This is a genomic window from Microbispora sp. CL1-1, assembly GCF_012034195.1.
Taxonomy (GTDB): Bacteria; Actinomycetota; Actinomycetes; order Streptosporangiales; family Streptosporangiaceae; genus Microbispora.
In genome coordinates this window covers 137623-159241 of the sequence record NZ_JAATEK010000006.1, presented here as the reverse complement: position 1 = coordinate 159241, position 21619 = coordinate 137623, and the positions used below count along the sequence as shown (strand labels likewise).

Below are 21619 nucleotides of genomic sequence, written 5' to 3'. Positions count from 1 at the left end.
TCCTGCCCGCGCCGGGCCGTTCGGTCTGCATGCTTTTATTCAACACGCAGTCTCCGGGGAGGGGTTGTCCACAGGCAAGACGCCATCAGCGCGGCCCGCGCGGAGATTGCCTAGTCTGATCGGCAGAACTCAGCAAGGAGATTGCCGTTGATGACCGGTGGTTTGAGAAGTGGTGGCCTGGGCCGGCGCCTGGGGTTCGTCGCGGGAGCGGCCGCCCTGGCGGCGGCGGTGTGGGCGGTGCGCGACGTCCCCGCCGCGCTGGGGGCGCGGCCCTCGGGTGAGCGGGCGCTCCGGGTGCGGCGCTCGAAACAGTTCCGCAACGGCGCGTTCCGCAACACGAGCCCCAGCCCCGTCCTCCCGCCGGGGACCAGGCAGCAGGTCGTCCGCGAGTTCCTCCGCCGGACGCAGCGCAAGCCCCGGCTGCCCGTTCCCCTGATGACTCCCGGCCCGTCCCGGGGCGGCGACCTCGACGCCGTCTGGTACGGCCACTCCTCGGCCCTGATCGAGATCGAGGGGCGGCGGGTGCTGCTCGATCCGGTCTGGAGCGAGCGTTGCTCCCCGGCGTCGTTCACCGGGCCGCGGCGCCTGCATCCTTCGCCGGTGCCGCTGTATCAGCTGCCCGAGCTCGACGCGATCGTCATCTCGCACGACCACTACGACCACCTCGACATGGACACGGTGCGCCTGCTGGCCCGCACGCAGTCCGCGCCGTTCCTGGTGCCGCTCGGGGTCGGCGCCCATCTCGAACGGTGGCGGGTGCCCGCGTCGCGGATCATCGAGCTCGACTGGAACGAGGAGACCACGGTGTCCGGTCTCCGGTTCGTGGCGACCCCCGGCCGTCACTTCTCCGGCCGCGGGCTCCGCCGGGACCAGACCCTCTGGGCCTCCTGGGTGATCGCGGGCGAGCGGCGCCGGGTCTTCTACACCGGCGACTCCGGCTACTTCGACGGGTATGCCGCGATCGGCGAGACGTACGGGCCGTTCGACCTGTCGGTGATCCAGATCGGCGCCTACAGCAAGGGCTGGCCGGACATCCACATGACGCCGGAGGAGGCGATCCTCGCCCACCTCGACGTACGCGCCGGGGTGCTGCTGCCGGTGCACTGGGGCACGTTCTCGCTCGCCCCGCACGCCTGGAACGACCCGATCGACCAGCTGTGGCGGGAGGCCAAGGCACGCGACGTGCGCCTCGTGGTGCCGCGGCCGGGCGAGCGCGTCACGGTGGACGACCCGCCGCCGGTGGACGGCTGGTGGCAGACGATCCTGTGAAGAGCCGGTCCGCGCCGCGAGGTGCGGGCCCTCGGGGCCGATACGGTGTCTGGGCCATCGCCGAGACGCTGGAGCAGGGCCGCGACAGGCCGGTCGGTTGATCCGGGCCGAGTCAGGGGGCGGTGGCCGCCGGACGGCTCAACGCGTCGGCGCGGGTCGGATACACGGTGAGCCGTGAGGTCAGGCCGAGCAGCGAGAACAGGTGACGCATCTGCGGGCTCATCCCGCAGAGCGCGCCGTCGCCGTCCTTCGGCGGGGTGCGGACGCAGGCGTCGATGAGCACCCGCATGCCGGCGCTGTCGATGAACCGCAGTTTCTCCACGTCGAAGAGGATGCGCGTCGCGGGACGGGCCAGGAGGGGCTCTACACGCTCACGCAGCCGGGGGACCGTGATCACATCGAGTTCGCCGCTGAGGGTGACGAGGGTGAAAGGAGGTGACTGCGCCACCGACACCTGGAAGTCGTGCATGGCTCCCACCTCCGTTGGTGAGATGACCCCACCGGAACAGCTTCCGGACTTGGCCATACTACGCGTAATCGGGCGATTAATCGCAGATTGCCGACGAAAGTCTGTTCAGGTTTCACTTCCGCCTCTCAGGTAGTCCCGGTCCATCGGCATACGAGCAACGGCAGTCGTCTGCCTCAGGCCGGTCACCACGCCGGTCACCACGCCGGTCACGCCGCCGGTCACGCCGCCGGTCACCGGACTGGTCGCGGCGCCGGTGACGGCGCCGGTGACGGCACTGGTGACGGCACTGGTGACGGCACTGGTGACGGAACTGCTCACCACGGGAGGCTCATCCAGTAGTGGTTCACCGGAGTCGAAGAAGACCGGCGACCCCGCACGCCGGGACGGCGTCCAGCGGCTGACGGCCCCCGCCCACGGCCCCAGCCCACTGGATGACAATCTCGGTCAAAGGCTCCGAATGTCCACGTTTGTCGCATTCCACGGTTTGGGTACGCCCAGCGCCAATCGTGGGGAGGAGCACCGAGATGACGTTCAATCCGCTGCAGGAGCGGGGAGTCCCGCTGGATCGGCAGCTGCGCAACTGGCGCGAGCTGAATGTCACGCCGATCGACCCCGACCGCGCCGATCCCTACACCCGGTGCCGGATCATCACGATGAACGGCATCGAGATGGAAGCGGTCATGTTCAGCCATCATTTCGCCCGGCGGTGCCAGGACCTGGAGGTGCGGCAGCGCCTGGCGGAGGTGCGCTACATCGAGGCCCAGCAGCAGAAGGCGGTCAACTGGCTGCTGCCGGGGCAGTCCTCGGTGCTGGAGACGACCCTCGGCTACGAGCAGGTGGCGGTGGACCTGACCGCCTGGGTGGCCCGCATGGAGCCCGACCCCTATCTCAAGCAGGCCTACCAGTTCGGCGTGCTGGAGGACTTCGACCACCTCTATCGGTACGCCAACCTGTACGAGATGATCGAGCACCGCAAGGCCGAGAAGATCGTCGACCAGCTGACCGAGGTGATGCCGGGCCGGCCGACGAAGATGCACCACCGTCACCCGGTCGACAACGTCCGCGAGCACTACGACCGCAACAAGGCGAAGCCCATCTCCAAGCTGCACGCGCTGACCATCATGTCCGCCGAGCAGCAGACGATGAACTTCTACATGAACGTCGGCCCGACGTACATGGAGCCGATCGCGCGGCAGCTCTACCAGGAGATCGGGCTCATCGAGGAGGAGCACGTCACCCACTACGAGTCGCTGCTCGATCCGGGCGAGACGTGGTGGGAGCAGTGGCTCAACCACGAGTACAACGAGTGCTACCTGTACCACTCGTTCATGGAGACCGAGTCCGACCCCAGGATCAAGGCGATCTGGGAGCTGCACCTGAACATGGAGCTGGAGCACCTGCGGATCGCCGCGGACATGTTCCGCCGGCACGACGGGCGCGAACCGGAGCAGGTGGTGGCCCGGGAGCTGCCGAAGCCGGTGACGTTCGAGCCGAACAAGGAGTATCTGCGCGAGCTGATCTCCACGCAGATCGACTACACGACCCTGGGCACCGGGTACGTCCAGGAGGCCCACGAGCGGTTCCAGCGCTGGCAGGACCAGCTCATGGGCGGGGAGGAACCGCCCAGCGAGCGCGTCATCGACGACAACCGCGCCAGGTCGGGTGACGAGTATCGCCTGGAGACCGAGGGCTCCCACCCCCTCTACAGCCTGCGCACCCACTGAGGACGCGCCCCGGCCCGGGTCCGTACGCGTCGTACGGACCCGGGCCGGGGCCGGTCGTGCCGCCCTTACTTGCGCATCGCCTGCCGGATCAGGTCGCGTGCCCGATCCATGATCGCCGCCGGCGGGCCCAGCAGCAGGTTGCGCGTCATCGACTCCACCCCCGGGCGCGGGCGGGTCGGGGCCATCGCCTCGGCGGCACGGACCCCGAGCGCCATCGCCCGCCGTTCGGCCGCCGTCGTCTCGGCCCGGAGCCTGGTGAACTCGTAACGCTCCTCGGCCCGCGCGTGCGTGAGCACGGCCATCCGGAGCCGGTCGAGCTCGGACATGAAGCCGGGATGGTCCGGGCCCATCTCGTTCAGCTTGAGGAGCATCTCCTTGGCCTCGCGCTCCTCCTTGAGCCGGTCGGCCACCACGCCCGTTCCCCCGTCCACGCGCAGCCGGGTGTAGGGGTGGACGATCTCCTCCTCCGCCGTCTCGTGGACGGCCAGCATGCGCACCAGCCGCCGGAACGGCTCGGCGCGCTGGTCGGACGGGGCGTGCTCCACCTCGTCGAACATCTCCCTGATCAGCGCGTGCTGGTGGATGAGCAGGTCGACGACGTCGCCTTCCTTCATCAGTTCCGGCACCGGGTGCTGCATCTCGGTCATGTCCCTCTCCCCTCTGATACGGCAGCCCGGCCTCCCATGGAGGCCGGGCGCCGGACGAAACGGGACCACGGTCGAGCGTGACCGCACAGGGCGGACACCCGGCTATCTACCCCTGACGAGCGCTGATCAGCAGCCGACCGGGCTCGACCCCAGCGCCACGTCGTCGTACCAGATGGTGTCGGAGTCGCTGCCGTAGCTCTCCCAGCCCAGGCGGAACGTCGTGGGCCGGGGCGCGGTGGAGCGGCGGAGCCACTGGGCGTCGATGTCGGTGGTCGGCGTGCCGTCCACCCGCAGGCCCGCGATCTCCTGGTCGTCCAGGTACGTACGCATGGACTGCTGCGTGGTGTCGATCTGGAAGCGCAGGCAGACCCAGCGGTTGACGGGCAGCGGGGAGCTCAGCGCGACGCCGGAGGGGCTCTGCTCGGGCAGCGTGGCGTCGTCGGACTCCCGGTTCCACTGGAGCGCGCCGTTCTGGCCGCCGATGCGCAGGTCCCTGCCGCCGTCCCTGGAGTCCGACATCGTGATCATCGAGACGTGGCCCGTGGGGAGCGCGGTCGTGTGGCGCACCCACATGCGGCCGTACACCACGGGCGCGATGCCGGAGACGTCCTTGGTGGTCGCGGCGAAGATGTGGTTGCAGTAGTTGCCGCCGCCGTTGATCCGCAGCGACTTGCCGCCGCTGTGCACGGTGGCGGTGTCGATCGTGGCGGTGCCGGTGCCCGAGCAGTTCGGGGTGGTCACCTGCCACTCACCCGACGGCGTGCCCGACTGGTCCTCGAAGCCGGTGCAGACGACCAGCCCGGTCCCCGAGCAGCCGGACGGCGTGGGCGTCACCGACGGGCTGGGCGAGGGAGACGGCGAAGGGGACGGCGACGGCGAGTGGTCCACCGTGGGCGACGGCGACGGCGACGGCGAGGGGGAAGGAGAGGGGGAAGGAGACGGGGACGGCGAGGGGGAAAGAGACGGAGACGGAGACGGGGACGGCGAGTGGTCCACGATCACCGACGGCGAGGGGGACGGGGAGGCGACGCCGCCGCACGGCACGCCGTTCAGCGACCAGTCGGAAGGCGTCGTGAGGCTGCTCGACCAGGTGCCCTGGAACCCGAAGTCGGCGACGCCGCCCGTCGCCAGCGAGCCGTTCCACGCGGCATTGGTCGCGGTCACGGTCGTGCCCGACTGGCTGACCTGGGCGCTCCAGGCGTTGGTGATCTGCTCGCCGGTGCCCGCCGTCCAGCGCAGCGTCCATCCGCTGACCGCCGGGCCGAGGTTGGTGAGCCGCACCGAGGCGGTGAAGCCGCCGGGCCACTGGTTGGTCGTGTAGTCCACACTGCAGACGGGAGCCGCGGTGGCGGTGCCGGGCACCAGCACGACCACCAGGCCGGCGACCAGCGCGGCCAGGGCCGCGACCACGCGCGCCACCGGAGAGCCCGGCAGGCCGCGGGCCGCGAGGCGATGCCCTCGGACGGGACGGAACTGCTTCATGCGTACCTCGATTTCTGCGCATCTGCTCGTTCGGCACGCCACCCCGCTCGCGCGCCGCGCCTCCTCACCGAGACGGGCGCCGGGCGAGCACCGGCGAACACGGGCAGGCGCGGGCACGCACGGACAGGCGAGGGTAGGCGCGCTCCCGCTCGGGGCCGCGGCCACTGGGACAGATGGGTCGCGACGCTGCGGCCCCCGGACGCAGATGTTTTCTCCGGGTCGCGGAACCGGTCAACGGACCCCGCCGCTCCCGGACCGGGCCCGCCCCGGCGGCGGCGACGCCCGCGCAGCTCAGGGGCACGACACGGGCCGCGGACGGCCGCGCCCGGGTGACGGCGCGAACTGAATCTTTCACCCTGGGCACCCGCGTGCCCGGGCCGCCCGGGTTGTTACGAGGGGACCGGTGCCCCGCGCGCCCGACTCTCGTAGTCTTCGCACTGAAACGCGCGAACGCAAAGGACAACCCCCAATGGCAGATACAGGGTCCTGGGTCGTCGTCGGGCTCGACAACGGCGGCACAAGCAACAACGCGACCGTTCTGGACGCCTCAGGGCGGTTCCTGGTGGACCGGCTGGTCGAGACCCCCAGCCTCGTGCGGGAGGGTCCCGAGGTCGCGGTCGAGCAGCTCCTGCTCGCCCTCGACAACGTGCTGGAGCTGACCGGCACGCCGCGCTCCGCCGTACGCGCTGTGGGCCTGGACACCCCGGGCCCGGCCAGCGCCGACGGGGTGATCTCCTCGAAGGGCGCGACCAACTTCGTCGATCCGGGCTGGTTCGGCTTCGACTTCCGGGGAGCCCTGGAGTCGCGGCTGGGGCTGCCGGTCGTCTACAACAACGACGGCAACGCCGCGGCGCTCTACTCCCACCACGTACGCTTCGGGCCGGACGCCTGGCAGCACTCGTCGGTGTCGGCGATCGTCGGCACCGGGCTCGGGGGCGGCGTCATCCAGTCGGGACACGTGGTGAAGGGCGCCGCCGGGATGGCCGGCGAGCTCGGCCACGTCCACATCCCGCTGCAGGGCCTGCTGGAGGACGGCCAGCCGCTCCCCGAGTGCAACTGCGGCTTCGTCGGGGACGCCGAGAGCGTCGCCTCGCTGACCGGCATCGAGAAGAACCTGCTGCCCTACTGGCTGACCCGCTTCCCCGACCACGAGCTGCACAAGGTCGAGCCCGTCGGGAAGGCCGCCAAGCTGCTGCGCGGCTACGCCGAGAACGGCGACCCGCTCGCGCTCAAGGTCTTCGAGCAGCAGGCCATGGCCATCGGCAGGCTGTTCACGATCGCGGCCAACTTCACCGACCCGGACGCGTACTTCCTGGGCGGCGGGGTGGTCGAGGCGGCCCCGCACTTCCGCGAGTGGTTCCTGGAGAAGGTCCGCGAGCACACCCTGCTGCGCGAGGAGCAGCGGCGGGTGGCCTCGGTGACGCTCGTCGAGGACCTCGACATGGCCGGCGCCCGGGGCGCGGCGCTCGCCGCCCTCGCCGAGATCGTCGGCCGCTGACACCTGTCCGCGGCCCGGCCCGGTCACGGCGGGTGATCTGGACGGATCACCCGCCAGGACGGGGTCCGGCGGACGGAACGTCCAGAGCGGGTTGCGAATCTCGTTCGGTTCGGCACGATGCGGACTCGTGAACGACACAGACCTGCTCAACGGCCGCCGCTTCGTCATGGTCAGCTCCACGGCCAGCGTGGTGGACGCCGACGCGCCGACCGAGTTCGCCTACGAGGAGTCGGGCGGCGTCATCTGGGGGCATTACACGGGCGACACCGTGGTCCACGGCCGGTTCGTCGGCACGCGGGACAGCGACCGCATCGAGCTGTCCTACGTCCACCTGCTGAAGACCGGCGAGCGCGCGAGCGGCCGCAGCGTCAGCCGCATCGAAACGGCCGAGGACGGCCGGCTGCGCCTGGTGGAGGAGTTCCAGTTCGAGGGCGACGACGCCACCCACGTCAGCGTCTGCGCCGAGGTGGCCTGACCCTACGTTTCGTCGCGCAGCGCGGCGCGGCCCTCGGCCGCGCCGACGAAGCGCATCTTGCCGAGCGGCAGCCCCTGCCCCTGCCCCTGGCCTGGCCCCGGCCCCTGCTCGGGCTCCGGGGAGGCCGAGGGCGTGGGCCGCCGCGCGGCGCCCCTGCCCCGGTCGCGCTCCCGGTCGCTCGGCAGCACGTACGGCCGCCTGAGCACCTCGTCGAGGATGAACACGGTCTCGGTGGCCTTGACGGCGGGGATGTTGGCCAGGCGTTCGGTGACCATCGCGTGCACCTCGGCCACGTCGGCCATCCGCACCTGGATCATGGCGTCGTGCTGGCCGGTGGTGATGGCGCAGTACTCCACCTCCGGCATCTGCGCGAGCTGGGCGCGGAACTGCCGCCACATCTGCTGGCGCACGGTCACGAAGATCAGCGCGACGATGCCGAGACCGGCCCGCTGGTGGTCGATCTCGGCCGTGAAGCGCTTGATCACACCGTCGGCGCGCAGCGCCTCGAAGCGTGTGTAGGCGTTGGCCCGGGAGATCCCCACGCGCTCGGCGAGCGCGGAGACCGAGACCCGCCCGTTCTCCCTGAGCACCTCGAGGATCTTCAGATGGGTGGCGTCCAGCTCCAGGCCGATGCCGATCCGTCCAGTGGCGCCGCCCCCGGACCCCGAGTTGCTTGACATTTCGGTCACCGCTTCATCCTCCGTGGGAGATTCGTCTCGGCTTGGCCGCACGAGCTGGACTTTCTGCCGGACAATCCTGGACGATCGGCGACCAAACGTCCATACGGCCAAGAGTTGGCCTGTTTTCGGAGGACACATAATGACGACCCGTTCGTGGCAGGTGAGGGCCGGCCTGCTCCCGGTTGTGCTCACCGGCGCCCTCGCCCTCGCGGCCTGCTCCGGCGGCGGCTCGTCCAGCAGCACCCCCAGCGGCGCCGCGGGCAAGACGCTCGTGATAGACACCTCGTTCGACCTCAAGACGGCGGACCCGGGACGGACCTACGAGCCGACCGGCCTGATCGTCGACAAGGCGACCTACGACACGCTTCTCACGTTCGACGGCTCCGACGTCACCAAGCCGGTGCCGTCGCTCGCCGAGTCGTACGAACTGTCGCCCGACGGCAAGACGCTCACGCTCAAGCTGCGGCAGGGCGCGAAGTTCGCCGACGGCTCCCCGGTGACCGCCGACGACGTGGTGTTCTCGCTCACCCGCGTGCGCGACATGAAGGGCACGCCGTCGTTCCTGCTCGACGGCGTGGAGATCGCCAAGACCGACGACTCGACCATCACGCTGACGTCGAAGACCTCCAACCCGGCGCTGCCGTACATCCTGCCCAACCCCGCCCTCGGCATCCTCAACTCGAAGGCGGCCAAGGAGCACGGGGCGACCGACGACCCGGGCGACAAGGCAGAGCAGTACCTCAACTCCACCTCGGCGGGCTCGGGGCCGTACACGATCGAGTCGTTCAACGTGAGCAGCCAGGTCGTGCTGAAGGCGAACGCGAACTACTGGGGCACGAAGAAGCCCTATTACGACAAGGTGGTCATCCGCAACGTCGAGTCGGCCACGCAGAAGCTCAACGTGCAGCGCGGCGACAGCCAGGTGGCGCTGAACCTGTCCGGCGACCAGGTGGCCGGCATCTCCGGCGGCCTGCAGGTCGACCGGACCACCTCGGCGTACGTGTTCTTCCTGCTCGCCAACCAGGACTCGGGCGTCAGCAAGGTCACCTCCAACCCCAAGTTCGTCGAGGCGGTGCGCAAGGGCATCGACTATCAGGGGCTGCTCGAGCTGGCCGGCGAGGGCTCGACGCAGGCATCGGGCATCATCCCGTCGATGTTCCTCGGCGCGCTGCCCGCCGACCAGGCGGCCACGCGCGACGTCGAGGGCGCCAAGGCGGCGCTCGCCGCGAGCGGCGTGACCGACCCCACGGTCAAGCTGGAGTATCCCAGCGAGCTGACCGTGAACGGCCTGTCCTTCCAGCCGCTGGCCGAGCGTATCCAGGCCAACCTCAAGGAGGTCGGCATCAACGTCGAGCTGACCCCCGCCCCGGTCACCACCGCCCTGGACAACTACCGCAACGGCAAGGAGGAGCTGGGCCTGTGGTACTGGGGCCCCGACTTCCCCGACCCCAGCAACTACCTGTCGTTCGCCCCGGGCAAGCTGGTCGGCCTGCGGGCCGGATGGAAGGCGGGCGCGGACAAGGACGTCGAGGCCGCCGCCGACAAGGCCGCCGCCGCGGTGAGCGACGACGACCGCAAGCAGGCGTACACCGACTTCCAGCAGAAGCTCAACGCGACCGGCCCGTTCATGCCGCTGATCCAGCCCGGCCAGAACATCGTGACGGCGGCGTCCGTCACCGGTGTGGCGTACCACCCCGTGTGGACGATCAATGTCGCCGACCTCGGCGCCAAGTAGACGCCGTACGGGGAACCGGGCGGTGCGCAGTCCGCTCGCCCGGTTCCTGGTGCGGCGCGTCCTCACGGCGGTGCTGCTGGCGTTGGGCATCACGCTGGTCACCTTCGTGCTGACCAACCTGGTGCCCGGCGACCCGGTCGCGGCCAACCTCGGCCAGCGGGCGCTCGGCGACCCGGCGATCGTGGCCCAGTGGCGCGCCGATCACGGCCTCGACCGGCCGCTGCCGCAGCAATACCTGCTGCACCTCGAAGGGCTGCTGCACGGCGACCTCGGGACGAGCCAGCAGAGCCACCGCCCGGTGCTCGACGACCTCTCCGAGGCGGTGCCGGCCACGCTGGAGCTGGCCGGGGCCGCGATCCTCGTCTCGCTGATCCTCGGCGTGGGATTCGGCGTGATCGCGGCGCTGCGCCGCGACCGGATCTCCGACCACGTGCTGCGGGTGCTCAGCCTCATCGGCATCTCGGTGCCGACGTTCTGGCTGGCGCTCGTGGCGTTCTACGTGTTCTTCTTCCGGCTCCAGATCACCCCGGGCAGCGGCCGCATCGATCCCGGGATGACCCCGCCGCCGCAGGTCACCGGCCTCTACACGGTCGACGCCCTGCTGTCCGGCCAGTGGGACGTGTTCTCCTCGGCGGTCGGCCACCTGGCCGCGCCGGCGCTCGTGCTGGCCCTCTACACGATCGGCCTGCTCACGCGGTTCACCCGCTCGGCCGTGCTGGAGGTGCTCGGGCAGGACTACGTGCGCGCCGCCCGCGCCAAGGGCCTGCCCGGCCGGGTGGTGCTGTTCCGCTATGTGCTGCGCCCCGCGCTGGTGCCGGTCATCACCGTGGCTGGCCTGGCGTTCGGCAGCCTGCTGTCCGGCACCGTGCTGGTGGAGGCCGTCTTCGCCTGGCCGGGCGTCGGCCAGTACGCCTACAAGAGCGCCACCACCCTCGACCTGCCCGCCGTCATGGGCGTCGGCCTCGTGGTGGGCGTGGTCTACCTCGTCATCAACTTGGTCGTCGACGTGCTGTACGGCGTCATCGACCCGAGAGTGAGGGTCTCGTGAAGCGCGCCGGCCTGTTCGCGCGCACCCGCGCGAGCCGGCTCCCGCAGGCGTGGCGGCGTCCGCTGGCGGTCGTCGGCACCGTCGTCGCGGTGGTCTGGATCGTGGTCGCGCTGGCCGCGCCGGTGCTCGCGCCGCACGACCCGCTGGCGCAGGAGCTGCCCCGGCTCGCACCGCCCGGCCCCGGCCACTGGCTCGGCACCGACCAGCTCGGCCGCGACATCCTCAGCCGGATCATGTACGGAGCACGGGTGTCCATCCCGTTGACGCTGCTGCTGGTGGCGCTGTCGGTGGTGATCGGGGGCCTGCTCGGCGCCTGCGCGGGCTATTTCGGCCGGTGGGTGGACGAGACGATCATGCGCCTGGCCGATCTCGTGTTCGCCTTCCCCACCGTCATCCTCGCGATGGTCGTCGCCGCCGCCCTGGGCGCGAGCCTCGGCAACGCGGTGCTCGCCGTGCTCGTCGTCGCCTGGCCGGCGTACGCGCGGGTCACCCGCGGCCTCGTGCTCGGCGTACGGGAGCGGGAGTTCGTGCTGAGCGGCAGGCTGCTGGGCTTTTCCGCCTGGCGGTCGCTGCGGGTGGACGTGCTGCCCAACGTCACCGGGCCCGTGCTGGTGCTCGCCACCCTCGACATCGGCACCGCGCTGCTGCTGCTGTCGGGCCTGTCGTTCCTCGGGCTCGGCGCCAAGCCGCCGTCGCCCGAGTGGGGCGCGATGGTCGCCGGAGGGGTGGAGGTCTTCGACAGCTGGTGGGTCGCGACGTTCCCCGGGCTCGCGATCCTCACGGTCGTCCTCGCGTTCAACTTCCTCGGCGACACGCTGCGCGACGCGCTCGACCCGCGTACCGCCCGGGCGATCAAGGAGCGTGCACTGTGACTGCCGCATCGAAGACGGCGGCACCGAAGAAGGCGGCGCTGACGATCGAAGGGCTGCGGGTCTCGATCGGCGGCCACGACGTCCTGCACGGCGTCGACCTGACCCTGGAGGCAGGCCGCGTGCACGGCCTCGCCGGCGAGAGCGGCTCGGGCAAGACCATGACCGGGCTCGCCGTGCTCGGCCTGCTCCCCCACGGCTCCCGCGCGTCGGGACGGATCGCCTTCGGCGGCCGTGACCTGCTGGAGATGCCCGCCCGCGAGCTCAACGAGGTGCGCGGCGCGAAGATCGCCATGGTCTTCCAGGACCCGGCGACCAGCCTGCACCCGATGCTGACGGTGGAGCGGCAGCTCACCGAGCACATGCGCCATCACCTGGGCGTCGGCAGGAAGGATGCGCGGGAGCGGGCCGCCGGTCTGCTCGCCAAGGTGCGCATCCCGGGCCCCGAGGAGGCGCTGAAGCGCTACCCGCACCAGTTCTCCGGCGGCATGCGGCAGCGCATCGCCATCGCCGTCGCGCTGGCCTGCGAGCCCGAGGTGCTCATCGCCGACGAGCCGACGACCGCGCTCGACGTCACCGTGCAGGCCGGGATCCTGCGCCTGCTGCGCGGCCTGTGCGACGACCTCGGCCTCGCCGTCCTGCTCGTCACCCATGACCTCGGCGTGATGTCGGCGGTGGCCGACGAGGTGAGCGTGATGAAGGACGGGCTGGTCGTGGAGACCGGCCCGCGCGGCCGGGTGCTCCGCGAGCCGAGCCACCCCTACACCCGTTCGCTGCTCGACGCCCTGCCCGTGCCGCCCGCGGAGGAGTCACGATGACCACCCCCCTGTTGTCCGTGGAGGACCTGGTCGTGGAGCACCGCACGCCGGGCCGCCCGGTCGTGCGAGCGGTGGCCGGGGCCAGCCTGCACGTCGCCGCCGGCGAGGTCGTCGGCCTGGTCGGCGAGTCCGGATGCGGCAAGTCCACCCTGGCCAGGGCTGTGTGCGGGCTGCACGGCGCGGCCTCCGGACGGATCCGCGTCGGCGGGCGGCCGGTGACGCCCCTCGGGCTGCGCCGCAGGGACCCCGCGCTCACCGGCGTGCAGATGGTGTTCCAGGATCCGTACTCCTCGCTGAACCCGCGCCGCCGCGTCGGCGCGCAGATCGCCGACGGGCTGCGGACCGCGGGCGACACCGCGGCCAGCCCCGCCGACCTGCTCGAACGGGTCGGGCTGCCGCGCGACTTCGCCGGCCGATATCCGCACGAGTTCTCCGGCGGGCAGCGGCAGCGCGTCGCGATCGCGCGGGCGCTCGCCGCCCGGCCGTCGCTGCTGATCGGGGACGAGCCGATCTCGGCACTGGACGCCTCCGCCCAGGCGCAGGTGGCCCGGCTGATGCGCGACCTCGCCGTGGAGTCCGGCGCGGGCCTGCTGTTCATCAGCCACGACCTGTCCGTCGTACGGCTGATCGCCGACCGGATCGCGGTCATGTACCTCGGCAAGGTGGTGGAGACCGGGCCGACCGCCGAGGTGTGGGCCGACCCCCGGCACCCGTACACGCGGGCGCTGCTCGCCGCGATCCCCTCCCCCGACGGCGCGGGCGTGCTGCCCGCCGAGCTGCCGGGGGACGTGCCCGACCCCGCCGATCCCCCGGCGGGCTGCCGGTTCCATCCCCGCTGCCCGCTGGCCATGGACGTGTGCCGGGAGAAGGAACCGGACTTCGGGCCGGTGGCCTGCTGGCTGCACGCGCCGGAGCCGTCCCCCGCGTCATGATCGACCCGCTCATGCTGGAGGACGTACGCGCGGGGATGACCGGGGCGGGGGTCGACGCCCTCGTGCTGCGGCCCTCCCCGGACTTCCGCTACCTGCGGGCGGGCCCGCCGGCGGGCGCGGACGGCGAGAGTTACCTCGTGGTGGCGCTCGACGGGCCGCCCGCCCAGGCCGGCGACCCCGCGCAGGCGGCGGCCCTCGTGCCGCCGTCGGCCCGCCGTGTGGCGGTGGACCCGCAGATGCCCGCCGCCGAGCTGTTCGCGCTGCGCCTCGACGCGGAGCTCGTGCTGGCCTCTGCCGTGCTCGCGCCGCTCCGCCTGCGCAAGCGGGCCGACGAGGTGGCCGCGATGCGGCACGCCGCCGCGGCGGCCGACGCCGTGCTGCTCGCCGCCCGCGAGCCGGCCTGGTTCGGCGCCACCGAGCTGGGGATGGCACGCAGGCTGCGGGCGATGCTCGCCGAGACCGGCTGCGAGGGAACGCCCTCCGTGCTCGTCGCGGCGGGCGAGCACTCCGCCGACCCGCGCCACCGGCCGTGCGAACGGGTGATCAACCCCGGCGACGCGCTGCTCGTCTCGATCGGCGGACGCTGGAACGGCTACTGCGCCGAGGTCGCCCGGGTCTTCGCGGTCGCCGAGCCGCCGGAGGACTTCGACGCCATGTATTCGGTCGTCCTCGCCGCGCAGCGGGCCGCCGTCGACCTCGTACGCCCCGGGGTGGCGTGCGCCGAGGCCGCGGCCGTCGCCCGCGAGGTCATCGACGGCAGCGGCTACGGCGACTACGCCGCCGCCCGCGCCGGCCGGGGCATCGGACTGAGCCCGGCCGAGGGGCCCTGGCTGGCGGCCGGGGAGAGGTTCGAGCCCGGGATGACCGTCTGCCTGGAGCCCGCCATCTATCTGCCCGAGCTCTTCGGCGCCCGCGTGGCCGACGTGGTCGTGTGCGGCGAGGACGGCCCGGAGCTGCTCAGCACCGGCTCCCGCGCGCTCCACGTCCTCGACCGGTAGACCGGCTCACCCGGGGGATCGCCGGGCGGGCCGTCAGACGGGGGGCTCGGGGTCGTACTGCATGTGCCGGCGCACCTCGCGGGCCCGGTCGGCCCCCGCGAGCCGTGCCACCAGGTGGAGCGCCATGTCGATGCCCGCCGACACCCCGGACGAGGTGACGACGTCGCCGTCGTCGACGAAGCGGTCCTCGCGACGGATGTCGATGGTCGGGTCGAGCTCGGCGAGCAGGTCGAGGGCGCCCCAGTGCGTGGTCGCCGGGCGGCCCGCCAGCAGCCCGGCCGCGGCGAAGACGAGCGACCCCGTGCAGACGCTGGTCATCAGCGGCACGCGTCCGCGCAGGTCCCGCACCCAGGCGAGGTGGTCGGGGTCCTTCAGCTGGGGACGGGTCCCCGCGCCGCCCGGGTGCAGGAAGACGTCCAGGTGACCGACGTCGGCCGCCGACCTGTCGGCGTGCAGCGTCAGCCCCTTCGACGCCCGTACGGCTCCCGCCTCGGTCGCGAAGGCGACGACCTCCGCCTCGTCGGGGCGCAGTTTCGCCCAAACGCCGAAGACCTCCCAGGGGCCCACCGCGTCGAGTTCCTCCACCTGGTCGAACAGCAAGATCCCAATCCGTGTCATGCCGCCATCCTCGCGCAGGGGGCGTACGGAGACGAAAGCACCGGCAAGACTGGGCAAATAGTCGCTATCAGCACCAGCAACCCCAGGAGGCTCGATAGAGGATAGAAAGGTCATTTTCCCGAAGCTCTCGCGGGTCGGGCAGCGATCCGCGTCGGGACACGTCATCGGGGAGGATCCATGACCACGACCGAGGCGACGCCGGGCACGAGCAGGGCGGGCACGACCACGACCGGCACGACCACGACCGGCACGACGACCGCCCGGGGCCGGACGACCCGCGCCCGGACGACGACCACGCGGCCCACGACCACGCGAACCACGCCCACTCCGGCTCCGCGCGCCGGCAAGAGCATGGAGATGAAAGAGGAGCACCGGCCCCAGCTGAACCTGAACCTGCCGTTCATGCGCGTTCAGTTCCGGGCGCCCGAGATGCACCTGCCGCACGTGGGCATGCCGCACATCAGCGGCCGCGACGTCGGGCACGCCATGGACGTCGCCCGCACGTTCCTGCCGCCGCCGGAGCGGATCATGTACTACGGCGGGCTCGGCGCGCTGGCCGCGCTCGGCATCCTGGAGTGGCCGGTGGCGGCGGCGATCGGCGCGGGCACGATGATCGCCCAGCGCGCCAGGGGACGGGAGCAGCGCTGGTCACCGTTCGGCACCGCACAGAAGGAGACCCGCGGGCGGACCACGCCGAGAACGGCTGCAACCGGGGCCGGAGCCATGCCGGAGCCGGCGACGCCGGCAGCCCGGACGGCCGGGCGGAGAAGCACCACGGCCAAGGGCGAGGCGAAGACTCCCGCCACCACCACCGCCCGGCGCACCAGGGCCGGCGCCAAGTAACGCGGGGCGCCTCGCGCGGTCCGCGCCCGCGGCACCGCGCGATCGGCGTGTGCTCGGCGCGCGCGATCATCGGCACGTTGTCACCGCACGATCGGACGCTGCGGCGCGCGCCCGAGGGACATGAGGCGGCATTCGGCGACATCCGTAGATATGCGGCGGCATCCGGCCGGACGGCCGGCGGGCGAGCAACAGGCGAGCGGTGCCGGCCGCTGCGCGGCGACCGGCACGGCCGACACGGGTCGGCCGGTGAACGATCCACGCGCGTGCCTTACCCGCGAACGCGAGGGACCCACGCGCCCGGCTGATCCGCATGCGCGATTGATCGGCGCATGGCCGACCACGGGTGACCGACCCGCGCCTGACCGACCCGCGCCTGACTGATCCTCGCGTGAGTCATGCCGCGCATGAGCGGTCCGCACCGCGACGGACCCGCGCTCAGAGGCACCGGCGCCTGAGCGATGCACGCGATGAGCGACCCGAGCGCATGCATGATGGGGCACGCTCCGGGCCCTGTCGCGGCCCGCGCGGGGGCCGTATCACGCCCGGGACTTCATGGTCGGCTTCATGATCGGGGACAACGGCGGATGCGCGTGATCGGGACGTGTATCCGCAACGGTCATCGACCGTTCACCGAACGGTAACCTGAACTACGCCGTTTTGGGAGGTTGGTGCGTCACTCTTCCCTAGAAGCCGATTTGTCCTACCGAGGTGTGAAGTGTCTGAGTTCCTCGCCGCCGTACTCTCCCGGGCGGCCATCATGGTCCTGGAGGCGCTGCTCGTGCGTCTCTTCCAGGCTCTTCTGACATCGACCTTCCGCATGCCGATGCCGCAGGCGGCCTGACCGGAGGCGTCCGCCATCGTCGCGGGCCGGCGCCGACCGGCCCGAAAACACGGGCCTTCCCCGGGACGACGCCCGTCGAGCCAGGCGAACAGCCCGGTGACCAACCCGGGGCGGACAGCCAGCGACCAGCCGGCGACCAGCCGACGATCAGACGACGATCAGACCGGCGAACAGCCGCTTGACTCGCCCCGCGAAGCCATCGCATCCCGCCGCCCGCCATCCCTGCGCTCGCGGATCGCTACGCTCCGCCACCTGCCGCTGCGTCCTGCCATCGGCCGAGCCCTGCCGACTGCTTCGCCCCGGTCGTCTGTTGCCGGGCTGCGATCGTCGCGCCAGGTGAACACCCGGTGAACGCGGAAGCCGGCCCCCCTTGGGGAGCCGGCCGTTCTCCACACCATCACGCACACCATCCGGCGGGGACGGGAGCGCCGGGAGATCATCCCCGGCTCGGCGGCCCCTCGCCCCCGGCGACGGTTGCCCACCCCTTCGTACGGGCCCCGTGGCGGCCTGTCGCCTCCTGCGGGATCGTCGCCCCCGGCGCGGGTCAGTCCTTGATGGAGTCCTTCACCTTGCCGGCGGCGTCCTTGATCTTCTCGCCGGCCTGCTTCATGTGGCTCTCGGACTGGTCGGCCCGGCCCTCGGCCTCAAGGCTCTCGTTGTCGGTGACCTTGCCGAGCCCCTCCTTGGCCTTGCCGACGACCTCTTCCGACTTGTTGCGGAACTTGTCCTCCGTGCTCATCCGGACACTCCTCTCGGTTCCAGAAGCTGACCAACCCCCCCTTTCCCCAGGTGAAGGGGCTAAACGCCGCACGGCGCGCCGCCGCCCACCCCGCAAACACAATCCCACCCAAACGGGAAAAAGTGACGAATCGGGCGTACGCTAGAAATAAGGACTACAGCACACACCTCTGAAGGGTGGTGTGACGTATGACACACGGTGCCGACATCGGGACGCATCCCGACATCATGCAGATGCGCGCTCGTTACGAGGCCGCCGCGGCGAATCCCGCCGCGCAGCTCGCCGATGGTCTCACGCTTCTGAGCGGTATGTATCTAGCGCTCTCACCGTGGATCGTCGGATTCAGCGGCACGCGGACTCCGCTTGCCGTGAACAACCTGATCACCGGCCTGGCCGTGGCGCTCCTGGCGATGGGGTACAGCTCGGCGTTCGGGCGCACCTACGGAATCTCCTGGGTCGCCCCGCTGCTCGGTATCTGGACCATCATCGCCCCCTGGGTGATCCGCGGAGGCATGGCGACCACGTCGACGATCGTCAGCAACGTGATCGTCGGCGCGCTCATCCTGCTCTTCGGCCTGGTGACCATGCGGTTCGGCATGATGGATCGCGGGCGGCCCGGCGGCTTCCGTACGGGATCGGCACATATGGGACCGGCCCACTGACCGGATCCCGAACCCCGGCGGCCTGCCCGCACCGGGCACCCGGCGCACAGGCGCGGCACCGCCGTCCCCGGGACGGCGGTGCCGCCGCGGCCGGCACGATGGCCGTCCTGTCACCGGCTCCCGTTACTCTCGTCTCGTCGGAGACGGAGAGGACGGTGACGGCGTGACGACAACGGCCCCCGTCGCGAGTCCGGTGGACTTCGCGACCTACGGCGACTACGGGATCAAGGCGGCGACGCGGCCGGACGGGTCGTTCGAGCGGCCCGTCTATCGGTTCCGCGACCGCGTGACGGCCGACGGAAGCAGCGGATATCCCGCCGAGCCCGGGCGATATCACCTGTACGTGTCGCTGGCCTGCCCGTGGGCCCACCGCTCGGTCATCGTCCGGGCGCTCCTCGGCCTAGAGGACGTCGTGTCGATGTCCGTGGTCGATCCCGTCCGCGACGGACGCGGGTGGGCGTTCCGCGAGGGCCCGGGCCACGGCCCCGACGAGCTCAACGGCTTCACGCTGCTGCGTGAGGCGTACGAGGCGACCGAGCCCGGCTACGACGGCCACGTGTCGGTGCCCGTGCTGTGGGACCGGCGCACCGGCCGGATCGTCAGCAACAACTTCCCCGACATCAGCCTCGACCTCGGCCAGGCGTTCGCGCGGTGGGCCAGGCCGGGCATCGACCTCTACCCGGAGGACCTCCGGGGTGACATCGACGCGCTCAACGAGCGCGTGTACGCCGACGTCAACAACGGCGTGTACAAGTGCGGCTTCGCCGAGAGCCAGGAGGCGTACGACACAGCCGTGACGACGTTGTTCACGACGCTCGACGAGCTCGACGAGCGCCTCGCCGGCGGCCGTTACCTGTTCGGCGACCGGCTCACCGAGGCCGACGTCCGCCTGTGGGTCACGCTGGCCCGGTTCGACACGGTCTACGTGACCCACTTCAAGGCGAACATCCGCCGCCTGGCCGACTATCCCAACCTCTGGCGCTACGCCCGGGACCTCTACGCGAACCCGGCCTTCGGCGGCACGACGAACTTCGACCACATCAAGCGGCACTACTACGACACCCACCCGAAGATCAATCCATTTCGGATCGTGCCCGCGGGTCCGGTCATCGACTGGAGCCTGTAGCTCACGCGGAGGGCAGCGCCTCGCACAGCCGGTCGAGCTCGTCCTCGGTGTCGTAGTAGTGCACCGAGGACCGCACGAGCGGGGGCAGATGACGTCGAGCCCGAGGCTCAGCGCGTATTCGGCCGCCACGCCGAGGCCGATCTTGCCGGCCCGCCGGACGGTCCGCAGGAAGGCGATCGCGTTGCCGGCGTACTCGGCCTGCGAGGTGAGGATGCGGTCGCTCGGCTTCCACGGCAGGGAGTAGAAGGCCATGTCCCAGGCGCGGGTGGCGTTCTCGACGAGGGCGATCTCGTCGCGGTCCGCGCCGACGAGCCCGGCCACCGCATCGTAGGTCCGCTCCGACCGGTCGAGGGCGGCGGCGGCCGCCTCGTAGCAGCCGATGCGCTCCTCCAGGCGCAGGTGATCCACCACGGCGTCGGTCACCTGCGCGGCGGCAGGGACGATCCGGCGCTGTTGAGGTGGACGACATGCTCGCATCCCGGCGTGTCCGCCCGCACCTGTCCGACGTCGATGGCCATGTGCAGCCCCCAAAAGACAGCGGAAGCCCTATTCTGTCGGAGATGTTAGCCACTCCACAGGGAGTGATGATCTTCGGCCGACGGCCCGTGGCGCTGCGCGACCCGGGCGGGTGCGGACGTCGGGACGGGACCCGACCTCGGTTTCGTGAATCGTCCATCGCATAATGAGGTATGAGCACCTCCTCCCCTGCGGGCGGCTGGACGTTCCTCACCAACCACGCGCACGTCCTGCTCGCGGTGTCCCGCGATCCCGACGCGCGGTTGCGGGACGTCGCCGAGTCGGTCGGCATCACCGAACGGGCGGCGCAGGCGATCGTCTCGGACCTGGAGGCGGCGGGCTACCTGCGCCGGGAGCGCGTGGGACGGCGCAACCATTACACGATCAACCCTGAGGCCCCGTTCCGTCACCCGGTCGAGCGGCACCGCCACATCGGCGAGTTCCTCGAGCTGTTCGGGTCCACGGTTGACATACGAAGCTGATTTCCTGAATACTTCAACATAGTTCGAGGGGGAGTACCCGGCTTCCTCAGCGTCGTCATCACGGCCGCCGCACAGGGCGTCCCGGCGCGGAGGGTCACCGCTGGCGGTGGCACGGGGAGACCGTCGACCTGCCTAGCCCGCCCACGCGGCGGTGAGGAGGTTGACGATGTCCGTACCCCTGTGGGTCTGGGCCGCGGTCCTGGCGGTCATCCTCGCCATGCTCGCCGTGGACCTGTTCGCCCATCGCCGGGCCCACGTGGTGGGCGTCCGTGAGGCGCTGGGCTGGTCGGGCGTGTGGATCACGCTGGGACTCGGCTTCGGGGCCGTGGTCTGGCTCGTCTGGGGGCCCGAGGCGGGCGGGGAATACCTGGCCGGTTATCTCATCGAGAAATCCCTGGCCGTCGACAACGTCTTCGTGATCGCGCTGCTGTTCTCGTACTTCGCGGTCCCCCGCGAGCTGCAGCATCGCGTGCTGTTCTTCGGCGTGCTCGGCGCGCTGGTCTTCCGCGCGGGGTTCATCGGCGCGGGCGCCGTCCTGCTCGAACACTTCCACTGGATCCTGTACGCCTTCGGGGCGTTCCTGCTCTACACCGGCGTGAAGATGGCCAGGCACTCGGCGATCGAGGTGCACCCCGACCGCAACCTGGTGCTGCGCGCGATGCGCCGGATCGTCCCCGTCACCGGCTCCTACCAGGGCCAGCGGTTCCTCGTACGGCAGGACGCGGACGGGCGGACGGGCGGCCGGTGGGCCGCGACGCCGCTGCTGGCCGTCCTGGTCGCGGTGGAGACCAGCGACATCGTCTTCGCCGTCGATTCGATTCCGGCGATCTTCGCCGTGACGTCGGAGCCGTTCCTCGTCTTCACCTCCAACGCGTTCGCGATCCTGGGGCTGCGGGCGATGTACTTCCTGCTGGCCGGGGCCATGCACCGGTTCGGCTATCTGCGGTTCGGCCTCGCGGCGATCCTCGTGTTCGTCGGCGCGAAGATGCTCCTGGCGGACGTGTACAAGATCCCCGTGTGGCTGTCGCTCGTGGTCATCTGCGCCTGCCTCGTGGCCGCCGTGGGCGCGAGCGCGTACCGGAACCGCCGCGAGGAGCGCGCGGGGACGGATCCGGCCGTCCCGGATCGCCGTTAGCGGACGTCCCCCT

The 21619-nt window shown here is 71.2% G+C and carries 23 protein-coding genes; 16 read left to right on the top strand and 7 right to left on the bottom strand.

Annotated features, from left to right (window positions below; all coding sequences use genetic code 11):
• Positions 1 to 150 precede the first annotated feature (150 nt).
• Positions 151 to 1269 carry an MBL fold metallo-hydrolase gene (locus HCK04_RS10215; protein WP_142646927.1) on the top strand — a complete coding sequence of 373 codons (1119 nt, stop codon included), beginning with the start codon at positions 151 to 153 and terminating at the stop codon, positions 1267 to 1269.
• A gap of 112 nt (positions 1270 to 1381) precedes the next feature.
• Here HCK04_RS10215 and HCK04_RS10210 read toward each other — a convergent pair whose 3' ends face one another.
• Entirely contained in the window at positions 1382 to 1738 is a 357-nt protein-coding gene (locus HCK04_RS10210) for an STAS domain-containing protein (RefSeq protein ID WP_168065793.1), read from the bottom strand.
• Positions 1739 to 1843: 105 nt separating this feature from the next.
• Positions 1844 to 2056, bottom strand: a complete 213-nt coding sequence (locus HCK04_RS10205; RefSeq protein ID WP_142646925.1) for a hypothetical protein — start codon at positions 2054 to 2056, stop codon at positions 1844 to 1846.
• 206 nt (positions 2057 to 2262) lie between these two features.
• Between HCK04_RS10205 and HCK04_RS10200 the strand changes: the two genes are divergently transcribed.
• Positions 2263 to 3462, top strand: coding sequence for a hypothetical protein (locus HCK04_RS10200; RefSeq protein WP_142646924.1), 1200 nt, complete (start codon positions 2263 to 2265; stop codon positions 3460 to 3462).
• Positions 3463 to 3527: 65 nt separating this feature from the next.
• On the opposite strand, the gene HCK04_RS10195 is transcribed toward HCK04_RS10200, so the two are convergent.
• Complete coding sequence (locus HCK04_RS10195) at positions 3528 to 4109, bottom strand: hemerythrin domain-containing protein (protein WP_142646923.1); 582 nt, start codon at positions 4107 to 4109, stop codon at positions 3528 to 3530.
• 126 nt (positions 4110 to 4235) lie between these two features.
• Positions 4236 to 5591 carry a cellulose-binding domain-containing protein gene (locus HCK04_RS10190; RefSeq protein WP_142646922.1) on the bottom strand — a complete coding sequence of 452 codons (1356 nt, stop codon included), beginning with the start codon at positions 5589 to 5591 and terminating at the stop codon, positions 4236 to 4238.
• Between the two features lie 469 nt (positions 5592 to 6060).
• Between HCK04_RS10190 and HCK04_RS10185 the strand changes: the two genes are divergently transcribed.
• Both HCK04_RS10185 and HCK04_RS10180 read left to right on the top strand, forming a co-directional pair.
• Positions 6061 to 7089: an ROK family protein gene (locus HCK04_RS10185; protein WP_142646921.1), complete on the top strand. Its 1029-nt coding sequence runs from the start codon at positions 6061 to 6063 to the stop codon at positions 7087 to 7089.
• A gap of 127 nt (positions 7090 to 7216) precedes the next feature.
• Entirely contained in the window at positions 7217 to 7564 is a 348-nt protein-coding gene (locus HCK04_RS10180) for a hypothetical protein (protein ID WP_142620331.1), read from the top strand.
• Between the two features lie 2 nt (positions 7565 to 7566).
• Here the strand turns inward: HCK04_RS10180 and HCK04_RS10175 are convergent, their stop codons facing one another.
• The gene (locus HCK04_RS10175) at positions 7567 to 8244 is read right to left on the bottom strand and encodes an Lrp/AsnC family transcriptional regulator (RefSeq protein ID WP_205830081.1); all 678 of its coding nucleotides are present in this window, start codon (positions 8242 to 8244) and stop codon (positions 7567 to 7569) included.
• 139 nt (positions 8245 to 8383) lie between these two features.
• On the opposite strand from HCK04_RS10175, the gene HCK04_RS10170 reads away from it, so the two are divergent.
• The 6 genes from HCK04_RS10170 to HCK04_RS10145 are packed head-to-tail and all read left to right on the top strand — an operon-like array spanning position 8384 to position 14644.
• On the top strand, positions 8384 to 9979 hold the full coding sequence (locus HCK04_RS10170; RefSeq protein WP_142646919.1) for an ABC transporter substrate-binding protein: 1596 nt from the start codon (positions 8384 to 8386) through the stop codon (positions 9977 to 9979).
• Between the two features lie 22 nt (positions 9980 to 10001).
• Positions 10002 to 11027, top strand: coding sequence for an ABC transporter permease (locus tag HCK04_RS10165; RefSeq protein ID WP_260617184.1), 1026 nt, complete (start codon positions 10002 to 10004; stop codon positions 11025 to 11027).
• Complete coding sequence (locus HCK04_RS10160; RefSeq protein ID WP_260617183.1) at positions 11024 to 11899, top strand: ABC transporter permease; 876 nt, start codon at positions 11024 to 11026, stop codon at positions 11897 to 11899. The genes HCK04_RS10165 and HCK04_RS10160 overlap by 4 nt, the downstream gene beginning before the upstream one ends.
• A complete protein-coding gene (locus HCK04_RS10155) occupies positions 11896 to 12714 on the top strand; it encodes an ABC transporter ATP-binding protein (protein WP_168065791.1) in 819 nt (272 codons plus the stop codon). The genes HCK04_RS10160 and HCK04_RS10155 overlap by 4 nt, the downstream gene beginning before the upstream one ends.
• Entirely contained in the window at positions 12711 to 13646 is a 936-nt protein-coding gene (locus tag HCK04_RS10150; protein WP_142646917.1) for an ABC transporter ATP-binding protein, read from the top strand. Before HCK04_RS10155 ends, HCK04_RS10150 begins: the two co-directional genes overlap by 4 nt.
• Positions 13643 to 14644 carry a M24 family metallopeptidase gene (locus HCK04_RS10145; protein WP_240971243.1) on the top strand — a complete coding sequence of 334 codons (1002 nt, stop codon included), beginning with the start codon at positions 13643 to 13645 and terminating at the stop codon, positions 14642 to 14644. The genes HCK04_RS10150 and HCK04_RS10145 overlap by 4 nt, the downstream gene beginning before the upstream one ends.
• Before the next feature lie 33 nt (positions 14645 to 14677).
• On the opposite strand, the gene HCK04_RS10140 is transcribed toward HCK04_RS10145, so the two are convergent.
• Positions 14678 to 15262, bottom strand: a complete 585-nt coding sequence (locus HCK04_RS10140) for a DJ-1/PfpI family protein (RefSeq protein ID WP_142646916.1) — start codon at positions 15260 to 15262, stop codon at positions 14678 to 14680.
• Between the two features lie 177 nt (positions 15263 to 15439).
• Between HCK04_RS10140 and HCK04_RS10135 the strand changes: the two genes are divergently transcribed.
• Together HCK04_RS10135 and HCK04_RS43485 are read left to right on the top strand one after the other, a co-directional pair.
• Positions 15440 to 16105 carry a hypothetical protein gene (locus tag HCK04_RS10135; protein WP_142646915.1) on the top strand — a complete coding sequence of 222 codons (666 nt, stop codon included), beginning with the start codon at positions 15440 to 15442 and terminating at the stop codon, positions 16103 to 16105.
• Between the two features lie 715 nt (positions 16106 to 16820).
• Complete coding sequence (locus HCK04_RS43485; protein ID WP_260617182.1) at positions 16821 to 16946, top strand: hypothetical protein; 126 nt, start codon at positions 16821 to 16823, stop codon at positions 16944 to 16946.
• 544 nt (positions 16947 to 17490) lie between these two features.
• Here the strand turns inward: HCK04_RS43485 and HCK04_RS10130 are convergent.
• Positions 17491 to 17685 (bottom strand): CsbD family protein, encoded by a 195-nt coding sequence (locus HCK04_RS10130; protein ID WP_142646914.1) that lies wholly within the window; start codon positions 17683 to 17685, stop codon positions 17491 to 17493.
• A 188-nt stretch (positions 17686 to 17873) separates the two neighbouring features.
• Between HCK04_RS10130 and HCK04_RS10125 the strand changes: the two genes are divergently transcribed.
• The 4 genes from HCK04_RS10125 to HCK04_RS10105 all read left to right on the top strand — a co-directional run bounded on the left by HCK04_RS10125 (position 17874) and on the right by HCK04_RS10105 (position 21606).
• Positions 17874 to 18347 (top strand): SPW repeat protein, encoded by a 474-nt coding sequence (locus HCK04_RS10125; protein ID WP_142646913.1) that lies wholly within the window; start codon positions 17874 to 17876, stop codon positions 18345 to 18347.
• Positions 18348 to 18510: 163 nt separating this feature from the next.
• The gene (locus HCK04_RS10120; RefSeq protein WP_142646912.1) at positions 18511 to 19473 is read left to right on the top strand and encodes a glutathione S-transferase C-terminal domain-containing protein; all 963 of its coding nucleotides are present in this window, start codon (positions 18511 to 18513) and stop codon (positions 19471 to 19473) included.
• Between the two features lie 689 nt (positions 19474 to 20162).
• On the top strand, positions 20163 to 20471 hold the full coding sequence (locus tag HCK04_RS10110) for a helix-turn-helix domain-containing protein (RefSeq protein WP_142646911.1): 309 nt from the start codon (positions 20163 to 20165) through the stop codon (positions 20469 to 20471).
• A 166-nt stretch (positions 20472 to 20637) separates the two neighbouring features.
• The gene (locus tag HCK04_RS10105) at positions 20638 to 21606 is read left to right on the top strand and encodes a TerC family protein (RefSeq protein WP_142646910.1); all 969 of its coding nucleotides are present in this window, start codon (positions 20638 to 20640) and stop codon (positions 21604 to 21606) included.
• Positions 21607 to 21619: the final 13 nt, after the last annotated feature.